The sequence below is a fragment of the Mesorhizobium sp. Cs1299R1N1 genome (assembly GCF_037179655.1).
In the GTDB taxonomy this organism is placed as follows: domain Bacteria; phylum Pseudomonadota; class Alphaproteobacteria; order Rhizobiales; family Rhizobiaceae; genus Mesorhizobium; species Mesorhizobium salmacidum.
The window spans coordinates 89,036-112,955 of sequence record NZ_JAPYKR010000016.1 but is presented as its reverse complement, the minus strand read 5'-3'; the positions used below and the strand labels follow the sequence as shown (position 1 = coordinate 112,955).

At 63.8% G+C, this 23,920-nt stretch carries 19 protein-coding genes; 4 read left to right on the top strand and 15 right to left on the bottom strand.

What is annotated here, in order from left to right:
* The first annotated feature begins 53 nt into the window (after positions 1–53).
* Entirely contained in the window at positions 54–926 is an 873-nt protein-coding gene (locus tag O7A70_RS28460) for a uracil-DNA glycosylase (protein WP_337143321.1), read from the top strand.
* 54 nt (positions 927–980) lie between these two features.
* Positions 981–1,793: a helix-turn-helix domain-containing protein gene (locus O7A70_RS28455; RefSeq protein WP_027143919.1), complete on the top strand. Its 813-nt coding sequence runs from the start codon at positions 981–983 to the stop codon at positions 1,791–1,793.
* Here O7A70_RS28455 and O7A70_RS28450 read toward each other — a convergent pair whose 3' ends face one another.
* Positions 1,794–2,759 carry a DMT family transporter gene (locus O7A70_RS28450; protein ID WP_140883314.1) on the bottom strand — a complete coding sequence of 322 codons (966 nt, stop codon included), beginning with the start codon at positions 2,757–2,759 and terminating at the stop codon, positions 1,794–1,796. It abuts the gene before it with no gap.
* Positions 2,760–3,031: 272 nt separating this feature from the next.
* On the opposite strand from O7A70_RS28450, the gene pepN reads away from it, so the two are divergent.
* Positions 3,032–5,677: an aminopeptidase N gene (gene pepN, locus O7A70_RS28445; RefSeq protein ID WP_337143320.1), complete on the top strand. Its 2,646-nt coding sequence runs from the start codon at positions 3,032–3,034 to the stop codon at positions 5,675–5,677.
* A 206-nt stretch (positions 5,678–5,883) separates the two neighbouring features.
* Positions 5,884–8,205, top strand: coding sequence for a PAS domain-containing sensor histidine kinase (locus O7A70_RS28440; RefSeq protein WP_337143319.1), 2,322 nt, complete (start codon positions 5,884–5,886; stop codon positions 8,203–8,205).
* 44 nt (positions 8,206–8,249) lie between these two features.
* On the opposite strand, the gene O7A70_RS28435 is transcribed toward O7A70_RS28440, so the two are convergent.
* The 14 genes from O7A70_RS28435 to O7A70_RS28370 all read right to left on the bottom strand — a co-directional run bounded on the left by O7A70_RS28435 (position 8,250) and on the right by O7A70_RS28370 (position 23,813).
* Complete coding sequence (locus O7A70_RS28435) at positions 8,250–8,726, bottom strand: hypothetical protein (RefSeq protein WP_337143318.1); 477 nt, start codon at positions 8,724–8,726, stop codon at positions 8,250–8,252.
* A gap of 50 nt (positions 8,727–8,776) precedes the next feature.
* Positions 8,777–11,737, bottom strand: a complete 2,961-nt coding sequence (locus O7A70_RS28430) for a bifunctional [glutamine synthetase] adenylyltransferase/[glutamine synthetase]-adenylyl-L-tyrosine phosphorylase (RefSeq protein WP_337143317.1) — start codon at positions 11,735–11,737, stop codon at positions 8,777–8,779.
* A complete protein-coding gene (locus tag O7A70_RS28425; RefSeq protein WP_337143316.1) occupies positions 11,737–13,218 on the bottom strand; it encodes a sensor histidine kinase in 1,482 nt (493 codons plus the stop codon). Before O7A70_RS28425 ends, O7A70_RS28430 begins: the two co-directional genes overlap by 1 nt.
* An 8-nt stretch (positions 13,219–13,226) precedes the next feature.
* Positions 13,227–13,901: a response regulator transcription factor gene (locus tag O7A70_RS28420; protein WP_023771592.1), complete on the bottom strand. Its 675-nt coding sequence runs from the start codon at positions 13,899–13,901 to the stop codon at positions 13,227–13,229.
* Positions 13,902–14,253: 352 nt separating this feature from the next.
* Positions 14,254–15,810, bottom strand: coding sequence for a Do family serine endopeptidase (locus O7A70_RS28415; RefSeq protein ID WP_140506059.1), 1,557 nt, complete (start codon positions 15,808–15,810; stop codon positions 14,254–14,256).
* Between the two features lie 132 nt (positions 15,811–15,942).
* Positions 15,943–16,410: a cytochrome c-type biogenesis protein gene (locus O7A70_RS28410; protein WP_337143315.1), complete on the bottom strand. Its 468-nt coding sequence runs from the start codon at positions 16,408–16,410 to the stop codon at positions 15,943–15,945.
* Positions 16,407–18,392, bottom strand: a complete 1,986-nt coding sequence (locus O7A70_RS28405) for a heme lyase CcmF/NrfE family subunit (RefSeq protein WP_337143314.1) — start codon at positions 18,390–18,392, stop codon at positions 16,407–16,409. Before O7A70_RS28405 ends, O7A70_RS28410 begins: the two co-directional genes overlap by 4 nt.
* 32 nt (positions 18,393–18,424) lie before the next feature.
* Positions 18,425–18,868, bottom strand: a complete 444-nt coding sequence (gene ccmE, locus O7A70_RS28400) for a cytochrome c maturation protein CcmE (protein WP_337143313.1) — start codon at positions 18,866–18,868, stop codon at positions 18,425–18,427.
* An 8-nt stretch (positions 18,869–18,876) separates the two neighbouring features.
* Positions 18,877–20,016, bottom strand: coding sequence for a c-type cytochrome biogenesis protein CcmI (ccmI, locus tag O7A70_RS28395; protein ID WP_337143312.1), 1,140 nt, complete (start codon positions 20,014–20,016; stop codon positions 18,877–18,879).
* A gap of 124 nt (positions 20,017–20,140) precedes the next feature.
* Positions 20,141–20,581 (bottom strand): hypothetical protein, encoded by a 441-nt coding sequence (locus O7A70_RS28390; protein WP_337143311.1) that lies wholly within the window; start codon positions 20,579–20,581, stop codon positions 20,141–20,143.
* 184 nt (positions 20,582–20,765) lie between these two features.
* Positions 20,766–22,154 (bottom strand): ATP-binding protein, encoded by a 1,389-nt coding sequence (locus O7A70_RS28385; protein WP_051442678.1) that lies wholly within the window; start codon positions 22,152–22,154, stop codon positions 20,766–20,768.
* A gap of 28 nt (positions 22,155–22,182) precedes the next feature.
* The gene (locus O7A70_RS28380; RefSeq protein WP_027143933.1) at positions 22,183–22,848 is read right to left on the bottom strand and encodes a response regulator transcription factor; all 666 of its coding nucleotides are present in this window, start codon (positions 22,846–22,848) and stop codon (positions 22,183–22,185) included.
* 86 nt (positions 22,849–22,934) lie between these two features.
* Positions 22,935–23,234: a hypothetical protein gene (locus O7A70_RS28375; protein WP_337143310.1), complete on the bottom strand. Its 300-nt coding sequence runs from the start codon at positions 23,232–23,234 to the stop codon at positions 22,935–22,937.
* Between the two features lie 171 nt (positions 23,235–23,405).
* A complete protein-coding gene (locus tag O7A70_RS28370) occupies positions 23,406–23,813 on the bottom strand; it encodes a DUF3168 domain-containing protein (RefSeq protein ID WP_337143309.1) in 408 nt (135 codons plus the stop codon).
* Positions 23,814–23,920 lie beyond the last annotated feature (107 nt).

Genomic DNA, 23,920 nt, shown 5'->3' with positions numbered 1-23,920 from the left:
GCCACAGCCTTCCCGAGGTTGCAAATTGGCGCCGCCCGGACGATGGTGCGGCCATGACTGCCGCCTCTCCCAACCATCCGGTCGATTTCGCCGATCTGCTCGCCTTCTATGCCAGCGCGGGTGTTGACGAGGCTTTGGAGGATGCGCCGGTAAACCGGTTCACGGAGGCCGCGCCGAAGCCGGCGGAGCGCATGCCGACGGCGACGCCACGCGAAAGCAGCGCACCAGCGCAGCCGCCCGTGGCTCCGCCGCGGCTCGATGGGCGCGCCGTGCCGGATGCTCCGGCCCCGCGCCCGTCGACCTCGGCCGTGCCCGACGAGGCGCAGGCGGTGCTGGCACGCCAACTGGCGACCGCGGCGGTATCCCTGGACGAGCTGCGCCAGCACATGGCCGCTTTCGAGGGCTGCAATCTCAAGGCCACCGCCAAGAACCTGGTATTCGCCGACGGCAACCCGCAAGCCGCTGTCATGCTGGTCGGTGAAGCCCCCGGCCGTGACGAGGACATTGAAGGATTGCCCTTCGTCGGCCGCTCGGGCCGCCTGCTCGACCGCATGCTGGCCGCGATCGGCCTCGACCGCGGCTCGGTCTACATAGCCAATGTCATTCCCTGGCGGCCGCCTGGCAACCGCACGCCGACGCCGCACGAGACCGAGATCTGCCGGCCGTTCATCGAGCGTCAGATCGAGCTGGTCAATCCCAAGGTGCTGATCAATCTCGGCGGTCCGTCGGCCAAGACCTTGCTCAACACCTCGGAAGGTATCCTGCGGCTGCGCGGCACCTGGCGCGTCCACACCACGGCGTCCGGCATTGCCATTCCGGCCATGCCGACATTGCACCCGGCCTATCTCTTGCGGACGCCCGCACACAAGAAGCTCGCGTGGCGGGATTTTCTGGAGGTAAAGGCGAAGCTGCGGGCGCTCTCCTAGCGATGACCTCGCAGGTAATTGAAATGCTTTGGCCCGCGGCTTAACCATTCTCCCATGACAACGCCTCAAACCTCCGCCGGCAGTCTCATCCGCGAATGGCGCACGCGCCGCCGCATGAGCCAGCTCGACCTCGCCATGGAAGCCGAAATTTCGCAACGGCATCTCTCTTTCGTCGAAAGCGGTCGCGCCGCACCCTCGCGCGACATGGTGCTGCATCTGGCCGAGCAGCTTGCGATCCCACTGCGGCAACGCAATCAATTGCTGCTGGCCGCGGGCTTCGCGCCGAGCTTCAGCGAACGGCCGCTCACCGATAGGACGCTGGCACCCGCGATGGCGGCGGTCGAGATGGTGCTCAAGGGGCATGAGCCGTTTCCGGCATTGGCGGTGGACCGGCATTGGAACCTGGTTAAGGCCAACGCGGCGATCGGGCCATTCCTGGCCGATGTTTCCGAGCCCTCATTGCTCCAGCCACCCGTCAATGTGCTGCGGCTCAGCCTGCACCCGGGTGGTGTCGCGCCGCGTATCGTGAATCTCCAGGAATGGCGCATCCACCTCCTCGAACGGCTGAAGCATCAGAACGATGCCGCCGGCGACCCGGAGCTGATCGCATTGGAGCAAGAGCTTCGCGGCTACCCCTCCGGCCTGAAGAGCAGCCGGCCGGCGCCGGTCGAGCCGAATGCCATCGTGCACCCGCTCAGGCTTGCCCATGGCGACACGGTGCTTTCCTTCATCAGCACCATTACCGTGTTCGGCACACCACTGGATGTCACGCTTTCGGAACTGGCGATCGAGTCGTTCTTCCCGGCCGACGAACAGACAAGAGCGGTGCTGGTGCGGTTGGCGAAAGAGCGGACGGAACGGTCGTGATCATCCCTGCGGCAGGGCCGCCTTGCGGGTGCGGGTGCGTTCCAGACCCAGTTGCCGTTCGCGCCAGATGATGAAGATGCCGGCTGCCACCACGATCACACCACCGACCAGCGTGCCGGACGAGGTCACGTCGCCGAAAACGAAATAGCCGACGACGACGCCAAGGATCATCGAGGTGTATTCGAAAGGCGCCACGACCGAGGCCTCGGCATGGCGATAGGCCGCGGTCATCAGAATCTGGCCGAGGCCGCCACAAAAGCCGGCCATGATGAGCAGTGCTGCTTGCGCCGGCGTCAGCGATTGCCAGCCGAAGGGCAGCGTCAGCAGCGAGAGCACGCTCGCCGTCGACGAGAACCACAGCACGATGGTGGCCGTCTTCTCTGTCTGCACGAGATTGCGCACGAGCAACATGGCGACAGCCGAGATTGCCGCGGCCGCCAGCGCGGCCATGACGCCCAGGACCTCCTGGTCGTCGAGCCCTTGATCCGAATTGAGCAGCGTCAGTTCCGGCCAGGAAATGATGAGCACGCCGATGAGGCCGATCGCGACGGCACTCCAGCGATAAACACGGATCGTCTCGCCAAGGAACACCGAGGAGAACACCACGACCAGCAGCGGCTGTGCATAGTTCAGGGTGATCGCCTCCGGCAACGGCAACCTGGTGAGCGCGAAAAAGCCGAGCCCCATGGCACCGACGCCGACGACGCCACGCGCGACGTGATTGAAGGGACGTTTCGTGACGAACGCCGTGGCCAGATGTCCCTTCAATGCCAGGAAGGCAATGATCGGAAAGATGGCGAAGAAGGAACGGAAGAAGACGATCTGCCCGGCAGGCACGTCGCCCGCCGCTTTGATACAGGTTTGCATGCCGACAAAAACCGCCACGGAGACGATCTTCAGCACGATGCCCCTGAGCGTACCGTGGCCGCCGGTGGTTTCTGGTTGCGCCTCCGCCCCGGATGTCACTTTGGCAATGCGTCTCTGCCCGTCGCCGATGGCACGTTGCGGGTCTCGAAATGGCAGAACGGGAAATTATCGGGGCGCCGAACGAAAGCGCCCATCCCGAATTTCGGTGTGACGGCGGTCATGACTGCCCTCGCGATGATGAAAGGAAGGCCTGAATTAGGCTCTGCCGCAGTTTTGTCGAGGGTGTGTTTCGTGTAAAGAGCGCGGACTTTGAATTTTTTGGACCAGCCAAAACATGTCCGGTCCCCGGAAAAGACAGGAAAAGCCAGGGAATGCGCACCGACACAGGCCAGGTCTTCAAACTCGAGGACTATCGCCCCAGCGACTACCTCATTCCGGAAACCAAGCTTGACTTCCGTCTTTCGCCACAGGCCACCGTCGTCACCGCGATACTGACCGTGGAGCGCCGCGAGGGCATATCCACGTCGGCTCCGCTGGTGCTCGACGGCGATGGGTTGACGCTCAAGCGCGTCGAGATCGACGGCAAGACGGTGAGACCGGCTGATCTGCTGGCGAGCCCGGACCAACTGACCCTGCTCAAGCCGCCGGCGGCACGTCGTTTCCAACTGCTGATCGAAACCGAACTGGCGCCGGCCAGCAATGAGGCTCTTATGGGCCTTTACCGTTCGAACAACGTTTACTGCACGCAGTGCGAGGCGGAGGGCTTTCGCCGCATCACCTACTTCCTGGATCGCCCCGATATCCTGTCCGTCTACACGGTGCGGATCGAGGCGCGGCGCGACGAGGCGCCGCTGCTCCTGTCCAACGGCAATCCGGTCGAGAACGGCGATCTCGCCGATGGCTGGCACTACGCCAACTGGCACGACCCCTTCCCCAAGCCGTCCTACCTGTTCGCGCTGGTGGCCGGGAACCTTGGCCAGGTCGCCGACAGTTTCGTGACCATGTCCGGCCGCAAGGTCGAGCTCGGCATCTATGTCGAGCCCGGCAAGGAGGCGCTCGCCGGCTACGCGATGGACGCGCTGAAGCGGTCCATGCGATGGGACGAGGAGGCGTTTGGCCGCGAGTACGACCTCGACGTCTTCAACATCGTCGCCGTGTCGGACTTCAACATGGGCGCGATGGAGAACAAGGGCCTCAACATCTTCAACGACAAATACGTGCTGGCCGACCAGGAGACGGCGACGGACGCCGATTTCGCCAATATAGAGGCGATCATCGCGCATGAGTATTTCCACAATTGGACAGGCAATAGAATTACTTGCCGCGACTGGTTCCAGCTTTGCCTGAAGGAAGGGCTGACGGTCTTCCGCGATCATGAATTCTCCGCCGACCAGCGCTCGCGCGCGGTCAAGCGCATCGCCGAAGTGCGCACGCTGCGTTCCCACCAGTTTCCCGAGGACCAGGGACCGCTGGCGCACCCGGTGCGGCCGCGCCGCTACCGCGAGATCAACAATTTCTATACGGCGACGGTCTACGAAAAAGGCTCCGAAGTGGTGCGCATGATCCGCACCATTCTCGGGGCCGAGGTCTTTCGCGCCGGCATGGACCTCTATTTCGAACGCCACGACGGCGAAGCCGCGACCATCGAGGACTTCATCAAAGTGTTCGAGGAGGCGTCCAGCCGCGACCTTTCGCAATTCGCGCTCTGGTATCACCAGGCCGGCACGCCCAACCTGACGGTGAGTTCGACGCACAATCCGGCTGCACAGGAATTCACGCTCGAGATCGAGCAGTCAGTGCCGCCGACACCGTCGGAAAGCCGCAAGCGGCTGATGCATATCCCGCTCGCCTTCGGCCTGATCGGCGCCGGCGGCAAGCCGGTGGAGTATCACCGCGTCGAGGGTGCCGGCGTCGAGGGCGGTGTCATCCATATCCGCAAGCGCCGTCACATGGTGCGTTTTTCCGGCGTTGCCGAACGACCGGCGGTGTCGCTCAACCGCGGCTTTTCGGCGCCGGTGACGCTGTCGGTCGAGCAGAAGGCCGCCGACCAGTTCTTCCTCGCCCGCCATGACAGCGATGCCTTCTCGCGCTGGCAGGCCTTCAACACGCTGCTCACCGATGCGCTGATCGCTGCCTTCCGCCAGATCCTCGGCGGCAAACAGCCGGACTTCGCCCCACGGCTGACCGAGCTTGCCGGCATCATCGCCAGCGACGAGACACTCGAGCCGGCCTATCGGGCCCTTGCCCTGGCGCTGCCTGGCGACGCCGACATCGCGCGTGACATCGGCAAGAACATCGATCCCGACGCTATCCATACCGCCCGCCAGGCGCTTGCGCTGGCGATCGGCACGGCCAATGGCGAGGCATTTTCCGGCCTCTACGATAGCCTTGCCGACAAGAGCGCCTTCAGCCCCGACGCGGCGAGCGCGGGACGACGCGCCTTGCGCAACATTCTGCTGGATTATCTCTCGCTGCTGCCTGGTGGAGCGGCATTGGCGGCCGGGCATTTCCAGTCCGCGACCAACATGACCGACCGCGCGGCCGCATTGGCCGTGCTTGCGCATCGTCACCACGGATCGCCAGAGGCGAAAAAGGCGCTGGCGGCTTTCGAAAAGACATATGCATCCGACCCGCTGGTCATGGACAAATGGTTCCAGATCCAGGCCAGCGTGCCGGGGCCGCAGGCTGTCGAGACGGTTCGCGCCCTGACCGCTCATCCGGGGTTTTCGATGGGCAACCCAAACCGGGTGCGCTCGCTGATCGGCACATTCTCCAGCGCCAACCAGACCGGCTTCCATCGCCCCGACGGCGAAGGCTACCGTTTCTTAACCCAGACGGTGCTCGAGGTCGAAAAGCGCAACCCGCAAGTGGCAGCAAGGCTGGCGACGGCGCTCAGATCCTGGCGTTCGCTCGAACCGGGCCGGCAAGCCAGGGCCAGGGAAGCACTGGTTTCGATCGCCAATACCGAAAACCTGTCGGCGGACCTGCGCGATATTGTCGAGCGCACGCTGGCATAGGCGTCCCCTGCCTTGTCCCGTACGAGAGAAGGCCAAGCCGCCTCACCTCCAAAGTCCGTTATTTTAGTCGATTTTTAATCTTTTTTCGCCGGAGCACTGGACAAGGCGAATCACCTTTGATTCTTTAATGGCGATTCGGAAGTGCGGTGTTGCCGGATCACCAGCACATAGAAATGCGGCATACTGGAAATCGGGGAGTGCCATTTATGGCGAAGGCGGACGCGTGGGGCGCGCCCGGAGGGATGGCTTTTGCGCGTCGCGAGACGCGCAGCGACGGCCTTGCCGGGAATACGCGGCTCATCGCCGAACCAGCCTACAAGCGTCTTCTGGCGGCTGAACCGCTTTTGCGCCGGTCGATACCAGCCCTCATCGTCATCTTCCTCCTCGTCATCGCGGCGCTGCGCGTGCTCTCGCTCATGAACGAGCGCGACGACATCGAGCGCGATGCCAAGGCGATCCTGACGCTGGGCGCCGCGCAGCTCGCCAGCTCGCTCGCCACGACATCGGACGCGCTGCCGGGCGCCACCCAGGACCTGCTGGAGACCACCAGCCGCCAAGGCGCGATGGGCCGCAGCCATGTGCTCGTCATCACCGACAGTGCCTTCAGGATCACCGCGGTGACACCACGTTCCGTGCCCTGGCAAGGCCATTCGCTCGACGGCCTCGTCCAGGGCGGCCAACCCCTGTTCATGTTCGGCGATCGCGCCGGTGTCATGGAGGTCAACATCGGCGGTGAGGACTGGTATGCGGCAGTCAGCCTGTCCAAGGACAGGAAGGGAGCCGCCGCGGCGCTGGTGCCGCAGGAAGCGGTCTTCGACACGTGGCGCAAGACCGTCTCGCTCAACGTCACCCTGTTCGTGCTGACGGCCGGAGTGCTGATCATCATCCTCTATGCCTATTTCGGACAGGCGGCGCGCGCGCAGGCTGCCGACCGCATCTATCTCGAAGCGCATCAGCGTATCGACATGGCGCTGGTTCGCGGCCGCTGCGGCCTGTGGGACTGGGACATGGTGCGCGGCAAGATGTACTGGTCGCGCTCGATGTACGACATGCTCGGCTACGAACCCTGCGAGACGATGCTGTCGTTCGGCGAGGTCGACGAGATCATCCATCCCGAGGACGGCGACCTGTTCGAGCTCGCCAACAGGATCGTGGCGCGCGAGATCGATCACATCGACCAGGTGTTCCGGATGCGGCATGCCGATGGCCAGTGGGTGTGGATGCGCGCCCGGGCCCAAGTCATGGATCCGGAAGCGCCGGAGATCCAGCTGATCGGCATCGCGGTCGACGTCACCGAGCAACGACATCTGGCGCTGCGCTCCGAAGCGGCCGATCTTCGCCTCCGGACCGCGATCGAAAATATCAATGAATCCTTCGTGTTGTGGGATTCGGCTCAGAACCTGATCATGTGCAATTCCAAATACCAGCAGGACAACGGGCTCTCGGATCGCGACGTGATGCCAGGTGTGACGCGCGCATCCCTGGAAGAGCGGATGCTGGCCTTTGCTTCGGAGCGCCGGCTTGCCAACACAAATGGTCCGCAGGGCGGCGCCACGTTCGAGCGGCAGCTGTCCGACGGCCGCTGGCTGCAGGTCAACGAACTCAGGACCAGGGACGGCGGCATCGTCTCGGTCGGATCCGACATCACCCAGATCAAGCTGCATCAGGAAAAGCTGGTCGACAGCGAGCGCCGGCTGATGGCGACGATCCATGATCTCAGCCTCGCACGGCGGGCCGAAGAGGAACGGTCGCGCGAACTGGTCGACCTCAACCGCAAATACATGAAGGAAACCGAGCGCGCCGAAGCGGCGAACCGGGCCAAATCCGAATTCCTGGCCAACATGTCGCATGAACTGCGCACGCCGCTCAACGCCATCATCGGCTTCTCCGAACTGATGGAACAAAGGCTGTTCGGCCCGCTGGGGTCGGAGCGCTACGAGGAGTACGCCACCGACATCAACAGCAGCGGCAAATACCTGCTCGGCGTCATCAACGACATTCTCGATATGTCCAAGATCGAGGCCGGCCAGTTCTCGCTGGACCAGGAACAGATCGACCTCGGTCCGTTGATCAGCGAAACCGTGCGTGTCGTGTCGCTGCAGGCGGCGCAGAAGGCGATCACCGTGGAAACGCGTATCGCCGACGCGCTAACGCTGTTCGCCGATCGCCGGGCGATCAAGCAGATCGTCATCAACCTCCTGTCCAACGCGGTGAAATTCACCGGCCAGGGCGGCCACATATCGGTCAGGGCCCGCAACACCTCAGGCGCGCTGGTACTGACGATCGAGGACAATGGCTGCGGTATCCCGAAGGAAGCGCTTGGCAAGCTTGGGCGCCCCTTCGAGCAGGTGCAGAACCAGTTTTCCAAGAACCATGCCGGCTCCGGACTTGGCCTTGCCATTTCCCGCTCGCTGGCCGAGTTGCAAGGCGGCGCACTGAAGATCCGCTCCACCGAAGGCGTCGGCACGATCGTGTCGGTGCGCATTCCGGTGAAGAAGGCTCCGCCTGCGGTCAAGGCCGCGGCCTGAGCGGCAGGCTCCGGCTGACGGCCCGGAGCCTGCGTCAGCCAGCCTCACTGCATGCCGTTTTCGTCGTCGCCGCCTCCTTGACGATGACGGCCAAAGCGCCCGCTCTTCGGCAGCTCGCGGTTCTCGATCTTTCCGTCATTGTTCTTGTCGAGTATCGCGAAAAGCTTCTTTTCGCGGCCGCTGATGTCATCTGATGTCAGCGTGCCGTCGCCCTTGCTGTCGTAACGGGCGATGATGCGCCTTGCCATACGTTCGAAGCGCGCCTTCTCCAGTGCGTCGGCGAGTTGAGCGACAGTCAGTTTGCCGCCATTGTCAGCCACGAGCTTCTTGAGCCGCGCGTCCATGACATCGGAGAACTGGTCGAAGGTGATGGTGCCATCATTGTCCTTCATCGCCTTGTCGAGCCGCATCATGGTGCGCTCACGCATGTTTGCGCTGTCGATATTCTCGGCATAGGCGCCGCCGCCGACGGCTCCGGCCAGGGCGATGAACGCAATTGCGAGCTTGGTTGTCTTTCTCATGGTTTTCTCCTGTTGCATCGTCACCCCCGATGCGGCCGAACGCTCGTTGATCACGAAGCCCCGGCACGAAGCAAAAGGTCGAAATCCTTCCTGACCTTTTGCGACGTCTCCTTGAGGTGTGCCTCCAGCACACCGAAATCCGGCAGGTCGGTGACCGCCAGAAGCAGATCCGAAAGCCCCGGCGGAACGTCGTCACGTTCGAAGGGTCCGGTAAGGCACAGCCGCGTCATCTGGGTCAGCGCCAGATAGAGGGCGTAGGCATCGCCAAGGTCCTGCCTGATCCCGGCATTGGCGAAACGTGGCGTCAGGCGAGACAGGATCTCGGCCGTACCGGTGGCGCGCGGCCCGGCCTCGACCTGCGCGGTGATGACAGCCACCTGGGCGATGAATTCCAGATCGATCAGACCACCCGGGATCAGCTTGATGTCCCAGAGGTCGCGGGGCGCCTTTTCCTGCTCGATCATGGCACGCATGTCCGACGCCTCCGCCCTCACCTTCGCCGCATCGCGCGGCTGGCTGAGCAACGCGGCAACTTCCGCCTCGACCTCGCCGCACAGGCTGGGGTCACCAGCAATCGGCCGCGCCCGCGACAGGGCCATGTGCTCCCAGGTCCAAGCCTCCTGGCGCTGGTATTTCTTGAAGGCATCGATGTGGGTGGCGACCGGTCCCTTGTTGCCGGACGGCCGCAAACGCAGGTCGAGCTCGTAGAGCACCCCTTCCGCCGTCGGCGCCGATACAGCCGATATCAGCCGCTGCGTCATGCGGGTGTAGTAATGCGAAGGCGCCAGCGGCTTTTCACCGTCGGAGTCCTCGGCATCCGTATCGTGGTCGTAAAGCAGAATAAGATCGACATCCGATCCGGCGGTCAATTCGCGGCTGCCGAGCTTGCCCATTCCGAGCAGCGAAACCACGCCACCGGCAATCGTGCCGTGGCGCACCGCGAATTCTGCGGTCACCGCTTGCAACGCAGCCCCGATGGTCAGGTCCGCCAGATCGGAGAAGGCGCGGCCGGCGCGGGCCGGATCGATCGAACCCGCGAGCAGCCGCACACCGATCAGGAATTTCTGCTCGGAAGCAAATATGCGCAGCCGGTCGAGCACGTCCTCATAGGCCCTGTCGCCTTCGAGGAAGGCCGACAGCCGCGCCGAGAGATAGCCGCGGTCGGGAAGCTCGGTCAGCAATGCCGGGTCGAGCAGGCCGTCGAAGACATGCGGCCGGCGAGTGATGATCGCCGCCAGCCGGGGTGCTCCGCCCATGATCGTCGCCATCAGCCTGAGCAGTGCGGGGTTCGACTGCAACAACGAGAACAGCTGGATGCCGGCCGGCAGGCCAGCGAGGAATTCGTCGAAACGGACCAGCGCCTCATCGGCCCGGCGCGTTTGGCCAAAGGCCTTGAGCAGTGCCGGTGTCAGTTCCGTCAGCCGCTCGCGCGCCTCCGCCGACCGGGTGACGCGATAGCGCCCGAAATGCCAGCCGCGGATGACACGGCAGATATCGCTTGGCCTCTGAAAACCGAGGCCGTGCAAGGTCCGCAGCGTGTCCGGGTCGTCGACGTCACCGGTGAAGACCAGGTTGCCGATGCCGGCCGAAAGCTCGGGCGCGGTTTCGAACAGCGCGGCATAGTGGCGCTCGACCTGCTGCAGCGAGGCGCGGAACGCCCCGGCAAACACGACCGCGTCGGCAAAGCCCAGCATGCGGGCGATGCGCTCCAGCCCTTCATCGTCTTCCGGCAGCGTGTGCGTCTGCTCGTCGGCCACCATCTGTATGGCGTGTTCGACGCGACGCAGGAACCAGTACTGGCGCGCGAGCGCGTCACGCGCATCTGATGTGATCCAGCCCCGAGCCGCGAGCTGACCGAGCATCGGCACGGTTTCGCGGCCGCGCAGCTCCGGGAAGCGGCCGCCGGCGATGAGCTGCTGGGTCTGGACGAAGAACTCGATCTCGCGGATGCCGCCGCGCCCTAGCTTGACGTTGTGCCCTTTCACGGCGATCTCGCCATGACCCTTATGGGCATGGATCTGGCGCTTGATCGAATGGACGTCGGCAATAGCCGCATAGTCCATGTATTTGCGCCAGATATAGGGCTGGAGCTCCTTGAGAAAGGCATCGCCCGCCGCGAGATCGCCGGCGACCGGGCGCGCCTTGATCATCGCGGCACGCTCCCAGTTCTGGCCGCGCGCCTCGTAATAGCGTAGCGCGGCTTCAACGGGGATCGCGAGCGGCGTCGAGCCGGGATCCGGACGCAGCCGCAGATCGGTGCGGAAGACATAGCCGTGCTCGGTGCGATCCTGCAGGATGCGCACCAGCCGCCGCGTCAGGCGTGAAAACAGGTCGGTGGCGTCGAGTGGATCGACCACGGCGGGCGCTTCCGGATCGAAGAACACGACGAGGTCGATGTCGGAGGAGAAATTCAGCTCATGCGCGCCGAGCTTGCCCATGCCGAGCAGGATCCAGCCCGATTGATGCGACGGACTGTCGAGGTCGGGCAGTTTGAGCTTGCCCTGGCCATGCGCGTCACGCAGCAGGAAATCGACGGCCGCACGGGTGCAGGCGTCGGCGAGATCGCTCAACCGCCTTACAGTCAGCGAGGTTTCAGCCTCGCCCGAAAGATCGGCGAGTGCGATCAGGAAATGCGCCTCGGCCTTATGCCGGCGCAGTTCCATCATCAGGCCGGATTCCGAGACCATTTCCGCCAGCGGCGCCTGGTCGATCGCGGCGGTGATCGCCTTCAGGCGGGTCTCGACCGGCAGGTCGAAGAGGCCGTCCAGGATTTGCGGCCGGCGGCGCGCCGTATCGCGCAGGAACGGCGAAAGGTCGAAGACGGCGGCCAGGAAATCCTGCGCCGTCCCCTTGCCGGCCAGGAATTTGGCTGCCCGTGTCAGCCCTTCTTCGCGCGCTGCGTCCGCGATTTCGGACAGTTCCTGCCGTGCCCGGCTCTCGTCGAGCGGAACAAGGGGGGTTTCCAGGCTTAGCAACCAGTCTGTCTTGCTCCGCTTGGCAACGGCCGCCATTAGTGGTCCTCCCGCGCGGGGAAACTCATGACCACGGATAGTCCCGGATTGCCAGGCAACAGGTCAAGCCGGCCGTAATGGAATGTCATGACCGCCTTGGCGAGACTGAGGCCAAGGCCGGAACCAGGCTGCGAACGGCTCTTCTCCAGCCGCACGAACCGTTCGGTCGCCCGGGCGCGATCGGCTTCGTCGGGAATGCCCTGGCCGTTGTCGGCGACGGAAAGCCTGATCTCGCCATGCGTGCGTTCGAGCGCCACACGGACCGCCGGCTTGGATGTGGAATCGGTTGAGTACTTGATCGCATTGTCGACGATGTTGGAAAGCGCCTGGCCGATCAGTTCGCGGTTGCCGTCAATGACAAAAGCACCGTTCACCTCGGCGTCCAGCGCAACGCCAGCCTCCTCGGCCACGGGCTCGTAGAGTTCGACCACATCACGCACGGCCGCCCCCAGATCGACGCGGTTGGTGTGCTCGGAAGAATACCCAGCCTCCAGCCGGGAGATCATCAGGATGGCGTTGAAGGTTTTTATCAGCTGGTCGGACTCGGCGATGGTGCCTTCCAGCGCCTGCCGATAGTCCGATGTTTTCTGCTTGCCGGAAAGCGTCGCTTCGGCCCGGTTGCGCAGCCGGGTCAGCGGCGTCTTCAGGTCATGCGCGATGTTGTCGGATACCTGCTTCAGGCCTTCGTTGAGCGTGGAGATCCTGGCCAGCATGACGTTGAGATTTTCCGATAGCCGGTCGAACTCGTCACCGGCGCCGGTCACCGGCAACCGGCCACTGAGATCACCGCCCATAATGCGCCGGCTTGCCTTGGAAACCCCGTCGATACGCTTCAATGCCGCGCGGCCAACAAAGAACCAGATCAGGATGCCGCCCACCCCCATCATGCCGAGCGCCAGCACCAGCGAACGGCGGATGACGGCACGGAACCGCTCCGGTTCGCCGAGATCGCGGCCGACCAGCATGATCATCTGGTTCGGCAGCCGCAGCACCAGGGCAATGGCGTTGTGACCCTTTTCGCCTTCGGCCTGCGGCGGCGCATTATCGCCAGTCGAAGGAGGCGTCGCCTGGTCCGACGTTCCGCTGCGCAGGCGATCAAGCTCACCCTCGCCGAAGCGCTTGTAGGAGAACGGCTCGGTCGTCCAGCCCTCGGTGTCGATCACCCCAGGTTCAAGACTCTGCACATTGCCTGTCAGGATCTGGCCGTTGGCATCGGCGATCAGATAGAGGTTGGCGCCGGGCTGGCGCGAGCGGGCCTCGACCACGCGGACCAATACCGGCAGACCTCCGCGCTGATAGGCGCGGGCAAGGCCGAGCACTTCGTCGTTGATGGTCTCCTGCGTCTGCGCCGTCAGCATGCGCGCCGAGAGCGAAGTCATATAGAGGACGAGCAGCACCGCGCAGAGTGCAAAGAGCAGGAGATACAGCGCCGAAAGCCGTGCGGCCGTCGTCTTCATGATGGCGGGCACGGAAAGCGCCATGCTGCCGCCTAGCCGCCCTTCAGCATGTAGCCGGCGCCACGAACCGTATGCAGGATGGGCTTGTCGAAACCCTTTTCGATCTTGCCGCGCAGCCGCGAGACGTGGACATCGATGACATTGGTCTGCGGATCGAAATGATAATCCCAGACATTTTCGAGCAGCATGGTGCGCGTCACCACCTGGCCGGCATGGCGCATAAGATATTCGAGCAAACGGAATTCGCGTGGCTGCAGCGTGATCTCGCGCGCCGCCCGGCGGACGGAATGCGACAGCCTGTCGAGTTCAAGGTCGCCAACCCGGTAGACGGTCTCGGCCTCCTTGGCGCTGGCGCGTCGATTCAGCACCTCGACGCGAGCCAGAAGTTCGGAAAAGGCATAGGGCTTGGTGAGATAGTCGTCGCCGCCGGCGCGCAGGCCAGTGACCCGGTCATCGACCTCGCCCAGTGCCGACAGGATCAGCACCGGCGTCGTGTTGCCCCTGGAGCGGAGAGCGGCAATGACCGACAGGCCGTCGCGGCGCGGCATCATCCGATCGATGACCATCACGTCATAATCACCCGCATCGGCAAGCGCGAAGCCGGTCTCGCCGTCACCCGCGACATGCGCGGTATGACCCGCTTCCGTGAAGGCTTTCTGCAGATAATCCGCAGCCTCGCGATCGTCTTCTATGACGAGAATCTTCATAGGGCCGTTATACGCGATTTCGCTGGAAGGTTGAGTAGCCGGCATCTGCATTTTAGCCTTTGCCAAAGCACATCGCGATCAAGAGGATCGAGAGCGCGCGCGATAAAATCTTTGTTCCGTGGCGTCGTTACGCCGGACATGCCGGTTCCCGGTCATGTCGTTACCCGCAACCACCGAACCAGTCGGCTTCGGGCATGGGGCGTGATGGGCCGTCATATGCGGGCGCGGCAGCGGGCGATGGGAAGCCCGCTGCCGCTGAAGAAGAGCGCGATGACTGACTAACGGGCTCTCCTTCTTGCTTTCCCATGCGGCGACTCGGGGGTGTTGAAACCGCCGCATTGGAAAAGTCGTCTCAGCCCTTGGCCACCGGCAGCGCGACGAAGCGGTTGTTGTCGTCGCGGGAGATCTGCATCAGCACCGACTTGCGTCCGGACTTGACCGCATCGGCCATGGCCTTGGTGACGTCTTCGGTGCCGTTGACCTCCGCCGAGTTGACCGCGGTGATGACGTCGCCCGGCTGGATGCCGCGATCGGCGGCGGCGCTGTCGGGGTCGACATCGGTCACCACCAGACCCTTGCCGTTTTCGGACTTGGTGACGGTGAGGCCGAGATCGGCCAGCGTGTCCGGTTTTGCCGGAGCGGCGGGTTGCTGCTGCTGGTCGCCCGACGCCTGCTTGTCGCTGGCGGGCAGCTTGCCGAGATCGACCTTGACAGTCTGGCCCTTGCCGTCACGCCACACGGTGACGTCAACCGACTTGCCCGGCGAATAGGCGCCGATCAGGCGGGCCAGTTCCTTCGGCGAGGCAACGTCCTTGCCATCGACCTGGGTGATGACATCACCTGCGGTAATGCCGGCCTTCTTGCCGGGGCCATCATCCTGGGCGCTCGAAACCAGGGCGCCATTGTTGGACTTCAGACCGAGCGATTCGGCGATGTCGGAGGTGACCGGCTGGATTTCGACACCGAGCCAGCCGCGCTGGACCGCGCCATTCTTCATCAGGTCTCCGACGACCTGCTTGGCGGTCGAGGCAGGAATGTCGAAGGCGATGCCGACGCTGCCGCCCGAGGGCGAGAAGATGGCGGTGTTGATGCCGACCACCTGGCCGTTGAGATTGAAGGTCGGGCCGCCCGAATTGCCGCGGTTGACCGAGGCATCGATCTGGAGGAAATCGTCATAGGGGCCGGCGCCGATATCGCGGCCGCGCGCCGAGACGATGCCGGCGGTAACGGTGCCGCCGAGGCCGAACGGGTTGCCGACAGCCACGACCCAGTCGCCGACGCGAACCTTGGAATCGTCGGCGAAGTCGACATAGGTGAACTTGCCGCCGCCGTCGACCTTGAGCACGGCGAGGTCGGTGCGCGGATCGGTGCCGACCAGCTTGGCGTCGAGTTCCTTGCCGTCATTGGTCACCACGGTGAAGGCGGTGCCTTCTTCGACGACGTGGTTGTTGGTGACGAGATAACCGTCTTCAGAAATGAAGAAGCCGGAGCCCTGCGCCACCGGGCGCGGCTGATCGTTGTTGCGGTCGCGGTGGCCGAAGCGGCGGTGACCTTCGTCGTTCTGACCACCCTGGTCCTGGTCACCAAAGCCGCGGAATTCCTTGAAGAAGCGGCGCAGCTGCGGATTGTTGGGAAGATTGTCGAAACCGCCCTGATCGTCGGAACCGTCATCGGCTGTCGGTTGCAGCTTGGCCTTGACCTTGACGCTGACCACGGCCGGCGAAACGCGCTCCACGACATCGGCGAAGCTCGGGACTTGCGGAGCCTCGACACGCACGGCGTCAGCCAGAACGGGGCTGGTTCCACTGGTCAGCGCGCCAAAGCCGATCGCGCCGGCGACAGCGACGGACGCGACGGCAGCGAGAAGACGCTTGCGGGTGAGGGAATATGAATTGGGGGCAATATTCATGGATCTCTTATCCTCTTTCAAACGGACGCGCCTTGATCGGCATCCTCAAGAAACGAGAATTTAGAGCGGCGCACATTACGACGCCATTTCCGGCACATGAAACTTTGGTAATGTTAGCGGGCGACTGGGCTGTCAGTCGCGGTGCAGGATCGCGTCCAATGTCGCCTGCTCGTCGGCTGACAGGGATTTCGTCGCCAGCGTCCGGCGCGAGCGCGCGCTTAGAGCGATAAATACGCCTCCCACCAGCAGCAACAGAACCGGCGTGCCCCACAGCAACGCGTTGCGCAGGTCGAAGCGCGGCTTCAGCAGCACGAACTCGCCGTAGCGGGAAACGACATAATCCATCACCTGCTGGTCGGTATCGCCGGCGACGAGGCGCTGGCGCACCAGGATACGCAGGTCGCGAGCAAGGTCGGCGTCGGATTCGTCGATCGACTGATTCTGGCAGACCATGCAGCGCAAGCCTTCCGACAGCGCCCGGGCCCGCGCCTCGAGGGCCGGATCGGCCAGCATCTCGTCGGGCTTCACCGCCAGCGCCGTGCCGGCAAGAAACAGCGCCAGCAGCAGGACAATCGATGTCAGTGAAAACCTCGCCCTCATGGCAGGCCCGCCGGCGCCACCGCCTGCTTGCGACGGCGCGATGGCGCGCCGACACGCAGGCGTCTGTCCATCAGCGACATAGCCGCACCCGCCATCATCACTAGGCCGCCGCCCCAGATCAGCGTCACCAGCGGCTTCCACCACAGACGCACCACGACCGAGCCGTCTTTGCCCTCGTCGCCGAGCGAAAGGTAGAGCTGGGAGAGGCCGATGGTCTTGATGCCGGACTCCGTCGTCGTCATCTGTCGCACGGGATAGAAACGCTTGGCGGAGTTGATTTCGCCGATTGGGCTGCCGCTGACGCCGATCAGCTCGAAACGGCCGCGATCCTCGCTGTAGTTCGGTCCCTGCGCGGGATAGAGCCCGACCAAACGCACCGTGCGGCCGGAGATTTCGACGATTTCACCGGCATGCATCGACAGTATCTTCTCCGTGCCGAAGCAGAGCGTGCCGACGATGCCGAGCACGGTCAGGCCGAGGCCAAGATGCGCGAAAGCGGTCCCGAAGACCGACCGCGGCAAACCAACCAGGCGCCTGACCATGATCGGCGCGGAGGCATTGCCTAACCCCGCCTTGACGGCGAGGTCGGTCAGCGCGCCAAGGATCAGCCAGACGGCAAGGCCGACGCCAAGCGCGGCAAGCACCGAAGCGCCGTCGATGAACAAGGCGGTGACCAGCGTTGCCAGAAGGGCGGCCGCAAACGCCACCATCAGACGCTGCGCGACGCCAAAGACATCGCCGCGCTTCCAGGCCAGCAGCGGCCCAAAGGGAACTATCACCAGCAGCGGCACCATGAGCGGGGCGAAGGTAAGATTGAAGAACGGCGCCCCGACCGAAATCTTGTCGGCCGAAAAAGCCTCGACCGCCAGCGGATAGAGCGTGCCGACCAGCACGGTGGCGGTCGCCGTGGTCAGGAACAGATTGTTGAGGACGAGAGCCCCTTCGCGCGAAATCGGATGGAACAGGCCGCCTGCCGTCAATTTCGAGGCGCGCAGCGCAAACAGTGCCAGCGAGCCACCGATGAACAACGTCAGGATGCACAGGATGAAGACGCCGCGCGTCGGATCGGTGGCAAAGGCGTGGACGGAAGTCAGGACGCCCGAACGCACCAGGAAGGTGCCAAGCAGCGACAGCGAGAAGGTCAAAATGGCAAGCAGCAGCGTCCAGATCTTCAACGCCGAGCGCTTTTCCATGACGATGGCCGAATGCAGCAGCGCGGTGCCCGCCAGCCACGGCATGAAGGAAGCGTTCTCGACCGGATCCCAGAACCAGAAACCGCCCCAGCCGAGTTCGTAATAGGCCCAGTACGATCCCATCGCGATGCCGCCGGTCAGGAACATCCAGGCGACCAGTGTCCACGGCCGCACCCAGCGCGCCCAGGAGGCATCGATGCGCCCCTCGATAAGGGCCGCGACCGAGAAGGAAAAGCAGATCGAGAACCCGACATAGCCGAGATAAAGCAGCGGCGGATGAATGGCGAGGCCAAGGTCCTGCAGGATCGGGTTGAGATCGCGGCCTTCGATGGGCGCCGGATTGAGCCGGATGAAAGGATTGGACGTCGCCAGGATGAACAGGAAAAAGGTAGCGCCAATTGCGCCCTGCACCGCAAGCACGTTGGCGCGCAGCGTCGCCGGCAGGTTGGAGCCGAAAGCGGCGACAAGCGCGCCGAAGAAGGTCAGGATCAGCACCCAGAGCAGCATCGAGCCCTCATGGTTGCCCCAGGTTCCGGTGATCTTGTAGATCAGCGGCTGCAGCGAATGCGAGTTCTCCCAGACGGTCGCCAGCGAGAAATCGGAGCTTGCATAAGCGCTCGCAAGTGCGGCGAAGGACAGCGCCGTCAGGGCAAAACCGGTCACCGCGACCGGACCGCCGACTGCCATCAGGCGCTGGTTGTTCAGCCGCGCGCCAAACAGCGGCACGACGGTCTGCACCAGCGAAAGCGCGAACGCCAGAACCAGGGCGAAATGTCCGGTTTCAACCATTCCCGCTACTCACGCTTGCTCTCCCGCCAGAGTTATTCACTCTTGCTCTCCTGCCAGACACCCTTGGCCTTCAACCCGTCGGCAACTTCCTTGGGCATGTAGCGCTCATCATGCTTGGCCAACACGCTGTCGGCGACAAAGACACCGTCGGTGCCGAAGGTGCCCTCGGTGATGACGCCCTGCTCTTCGCGGAAAAGATCGGGCAGGATGCCGGTATAGGTCACCTTGATCGATTTGTGGGTGTCGGTGACCGAAAAGGCAACGGTCGCGCCCTTGCCGCGCTGGATAGTGCCTTTTTCGACCAAACCGCCGAGCCTGATGCGCTGGCCGGGCTCCACACTGGCCGTGGTCAGGTCGGCCGGCATGTAGAAATAGGACGCTTTCTGGCCAAGCGCGTAGAAGGTCAGGCCGGTGGCGGCGGCGAGGAAAGCCAAGCCACCCACAATCACCGACAATCGTTTCTGCTTGCGCGTCATGTCAAGTTCTACTCCGTCGCCGTCAAGCCGAGCGAGGCGGCAAAGGCGGTGAATTTCCTGGCTTCGTCACTGTCGGCCCCAAAGACCGCAATGGCGCGGCCCAGCGCATCGCGTGCCTGATCGGTCTTGCCCAGCACGACATAGGAACGAACCAGCCGCATCCATCCTTCCGGGTCGCGCGGATTTTGACGAAGTTTGTCGTCGAGGCCGGCAACCATGGTGTTGATCATGGCTTCCCTGTCCTGCGGCGACATGGAGGATGCCGCGTCGACATCGGCGGCATCGGGGCCTTTCGCGGCTGCGCCGGAAGCGACTTCGGGGCCGCCGGATTTGGCCAATGCCTGTTCGACGGCGCCGCGCCATGGCGAATCCGGCGGCAGCGTACCAAGCATCGCCTGCCAGGCCGCGGCCGCTTCCTTGCCGCGGCCCTCCTGCGCCAACGCCATGGCCAGATAGAAGCTGGCTTTCGCATTGGCCGGGTCAAGCTTCAAGGCCGCCTCGAAGGCATCCTGGGCATCGGCCGAAACAATACCGCCCGCGGCACCGGCGATCGCCTCGCCGAGGCCGGCCCGGCGGACGGCGCTGTCGCCGTCGAGGCGTATGGCGTTGCGGTAGGCCGCCGCGGCGTCGGCAAAGCGCTGCATGCGCAGATAGACCGGCGCCAGCACGTCCCAGCCTCTGCCATCGGAAGGATTGGCTGCAAGATGGGCTTCGGCGCGCGCTACCAGCTCATCGACCGAACTGTCGGCGGGGTTCTTGGCCAGCCGGTCGCTGAGCGGCTGCGACGGCAAGTCAGGCGAGCCGATCTGGCTGTAGAGCCCCCAACTGACCAACGGCACCGCAAGCACGGCGACGGTCGCGACAAGTCGTACCGTGACCGATACCGACCTGCCGGACGTCTTGCCGGCCGGATCAGCATTGCCGAGACGAAGGATGCGGCGGGCGATCTCGGCGCGCGCCTCGGCCGCTTCAGCGGGCCCGATCAGGCCGCGTGCGGCGTCGCGGTCGAGTTCGGCCAATTGATCGCGATAGACTTCCAGATCGTGATCGCCGCTCGATGGCGCGCCCTTGGAGGCTCCGGCCAGCGGCAAAAGCACCGCCAGGCTGGCGCCCAGCGTGAGAATTGCGGCTATGACCCAGAACAGCATGGTTCTTCCAATAAAGGCAGAGCCCTGCCCTGCCAACACAGGCATCCTGCGACGCTTTGACGGCAGGCACGACGAATGTCCTTGATCGACATCAACTGGCCGGATCGCAACCGGACCCGGTTGGCTAGGTCAATGGCGTCCAACTGCCGTCGGCATTGCGGCAGGCCGTTCCGTGCGCCGTGACACTGGCGCTGCCTGTGAATACCGTCTGCGTGTACTGGCGGCAATCCTGCGAACCAACGCGGTAAGGCTGGGCTGGAACCACCTCGCCATGGCGCGACGCCTGATCGCCCTTCCACGCCACCTTCTGGCCGCTCGTCGTATATTCAAGCGCCTTGTATTCGGCCTCGAGCGCGCTGCGCTTTTCGGTATCGCTCAGGCCATTGCCGATCGACCCGCCAATGAGACCACCGCCCATGGCGGAAATGATCGATTTGGTGACGACCTTGCCGCTGGCCGGAGGCGTCGAAGCCGGTGTCGCCGCCACGGTCGGGCCCTTGCCGCTCAAGGTGGTGCAGCCCGATACGGCCAGCAAGGCGGAAACAAGCGCGACGCGAATCTTCATGCCAACAACCGGTATTCCTGAGTTGGAGCCTGCCATGGATGCGCGGGGAGCATCATCTGAGAAGTGGGCGTGGCCATAGTGTTGATATTTGCCGGAAATTTGGCCGCCGCCGGCCAGTCCGAGGTCAATCGATATGCCGCCATAGCATGGGCCGCCCGTCGGTGTCGATTGGCCTGGGGAAACGTCACTGAAGGCTCCGCAATCGCACCACTGCCTTTAATCCACCCATGCCGGACCGTTCCAGCACCAGCCCGCCTCCATATTCGTTGACGAGGTCGGCGACGATGGCGAGGCCCAGACCCGTTCCAGGCTTTGTCTCGTCCAGGCGGCGTCCACGCTTCATGGCTTCGCGCGCCTTGTCTTCGGGAATGCCAGGGCCGTCGTCGTCGATGCTGATCTCGAACAGGTTGTCACCGCTGCTGGCCAAGGGCGCAACCGTAACCGACACCGCGCTCTTTGCCCACTTCATCGCATTTTCGAGAAGGTTGCCAAGCAGTTCCTCAAGGTCCTCGCGTTCGCCGGCAAAGATGAGCTCGGCCGCGGGCAACGACAGCGACAGACTGGTCTGCGGGTTGAGCTTCTGTAAAACGCGCACCATGCGCTGCACCAGCGGTGCCACCGGCGTGCGGTAGACGACGCTGTCGCGCTGCGCCGCGACGCGGGCGCGCTGCAAATAGTGGTCGATCTGCTTTTGCATGGAGGCGGCCTGCTCGGCGATCAACTGTCCCTTGGCGCCACCAAGCGCCCGGCCCTCGTTGAGCAGAACGGCAAGCGGTGTCTTCAGCGAATGGGCGAGATTGCCGACCTGCGTCCGCGAGCGCTCGACAATGCGTTTGTTGTTTTCAATCAACGCGTTGGTTTCGTTGGCTAATGGTTCGATCTCGGCCGGAAAGCGGCCGTCGAGCCTCTGCGCGGTGCCCTCGCGCACCATGGCAAGTGCGTTCCGGACCCTGCGCAGCGGCTGCAGCCCGAGCAGGATGGCGATGGCGTTGATGGCGATCATGCCGATGCCGAACAGGCTGAGATAGGTCAGCAAGCGGCGCTGGAAGGTCCCTATTTCCTGCTCCAGTTCGGTCTTGTTGCCCATGACGCGGAAGCGCGCGGCGCGGTTCTTGGCATCGAGAACGAATTCGCTCTCGAACACGACCAGTTCCTCGCCATTAATGCCTTGCGCGGCATAGCTGCGCTGGAAATTGGCGTTGAAGGGAACATCCGCCACGTCGGGCGACGGGATGGTCCGGGTCATGGACGAAGAATGAAGATCGCCATGCACGCCTTCCGAGGCGGGCTCGACGGACCAGTACCAGCCCGAATTCGGTTCCGAGAAACGGAGATCGCCAAGATCGGGGGAACCGGTCAGCGCACCGCTGTCGGAAATGCCGATGGAGCCGATCAGGTTGAACAAATGCGCCGACAGCAAACTGTCGAAGCCTCGCTCGCTGGCCTGGCGGTAGAGCGTGGTGATCAGGGTGAAGATGACGACCAGGGTCAGGATCGCCCACACGGTGGAGAACGCGATGACGCGGAACGTCAGCGAACGCGGCCAAGCGCGCAGCGAAAGCCGTCTGCCCACGGTTGAGTTGGTAGCGAGCGGTTCCGCCTTACGCCTCCGGCTCACGCATGCGGTAGCCCATACCGCGCACGGTTTCGATCATGTCGATGCCCATCTTCTTGCGCAGCCGCCCGACAAAGACCTCGATTGTGTTGGAATCGCGATCGAAATCCTGGTCGTAGAGATGCTCGACCAGTTCGGTGCGCGAAACGACCTCGCCCATGTGGTGCATCAGATAGGCAAGCAGCCGGAATTCGTGCGAGGTCAATTTCAGCGGCACGCCGGCGACATCGGCCTTCGAAGCCTTGGTGTCGAGACGCAGCGGCCCACAGGTCAGTTCCGACGAGGCGTGGCCGGCGGCGCGGCGGATCAGGGCCCTGACCCGCGCCAGCACCTCCTCGATGTGGAACGGCTTGGTGACGTAATCGTCGGCACCGGCATCGATGCCGGACACCTTGTCGCTCCAGCGGTCACGCGCGGTCAGGATCAGCACCGGCATCTTGCGGCCGCCGCGACGCCAACGCTCGACCACGCTGATGCCGTCCATCTGCGGCAGGCCGATGTCGAGGACGACGGCATCGTAAGGCTCGGTGTCGCCGAGGAAATGGCCTTCCTCGCCGTCGAAGGCACGGTCGACGACATAGCCGGCATCGACCAGCGCATCCGAAATCTGCCGGTTGAGATCCTTGTCATCCTCGACAACGAGTACGCGCATGCGGGGACCAATGCCTGTTGAGGTTTCAGATATAGGCCGATTCCGCCGGCCTGGGAAACGGAGCCCTGTAGGAAGGGAAGACTGCGTCAGTTCTGTGGAACGACGATTTCGGAGCGGCGCGGACGCTGCCCGTCTTTGCCGGGCACGAGCACGACGATGACGCAGACCGGCTGGCCGCCACGCGTCGACGCCGAGGCCTTGGCGAGTGTTCCGCCATTCTGCTCGGCGACCTGCTGACCGATCGCATAGCAGTCGGATGCGGCCAGGACGATCAGGCTGGGCTGGTCGGGCCCGATCACCGGTATCGCCATTGCCTGCGACGCAAACAGCCCGGCGGTACTAAGCGCCAGGGTCGCGGTTCGGAAATGGGAGCGAAACGTTTTCATGACCGGCGTTGTAACGCATCGGTGCTGAACGTGAAATGAACGGTGAACGGCCCTGAAACCATGCTCGCCACACCCCTGCAACGCGAGACAGACAATCTGGATTTCACCGCCCCACCAGTGAAACCCGCGAGAGCCCAGTTTAGACTCCGTTTCGATGATATTGAAAGCGCGTCAGGCGTTTTCCTGCGTCAGCGCACGGAATCGCAGCAGACCGTGATGGACAAGCAGTTCCTCATCATAACGCGCCTCGCTGAATTCCAGCGACAGCCGCGTCTGGCCACGCGGGCCGATCACCAGCACCGCGTCGGCAAGGCGTGCCTCGATGGCGGCCATGATGGCAAGCGTTTCGGCTTCACCATGGGCCTTCGACCAGACGTGCAGCGTGATCAGCTGGTCATCGTTGTTCTCGGCGCCGGTATTCCAGTCGAAGGCAGAGGTCTGGCCTGAAGTCACATAGGGAAAGGCGACGTTGTCGGTTGGCCGCTCGAGCAGTCCGGCGCCGCCCAGCAGCGCCGACAGCGAAGCATCGCTTTTCAACCTGAGGAACAAGGCCTGCTGCAAATCACCGGGCGCGGTCATCGTCCATTTCCTCAAGCCGTTGCGCGACTGGCAATGCTTTCCCAAAGCCTGTCCATGTCCGCATCCCTTCGCAGATATAGCGGTTCGCCACGCGAAGACGATGGCGA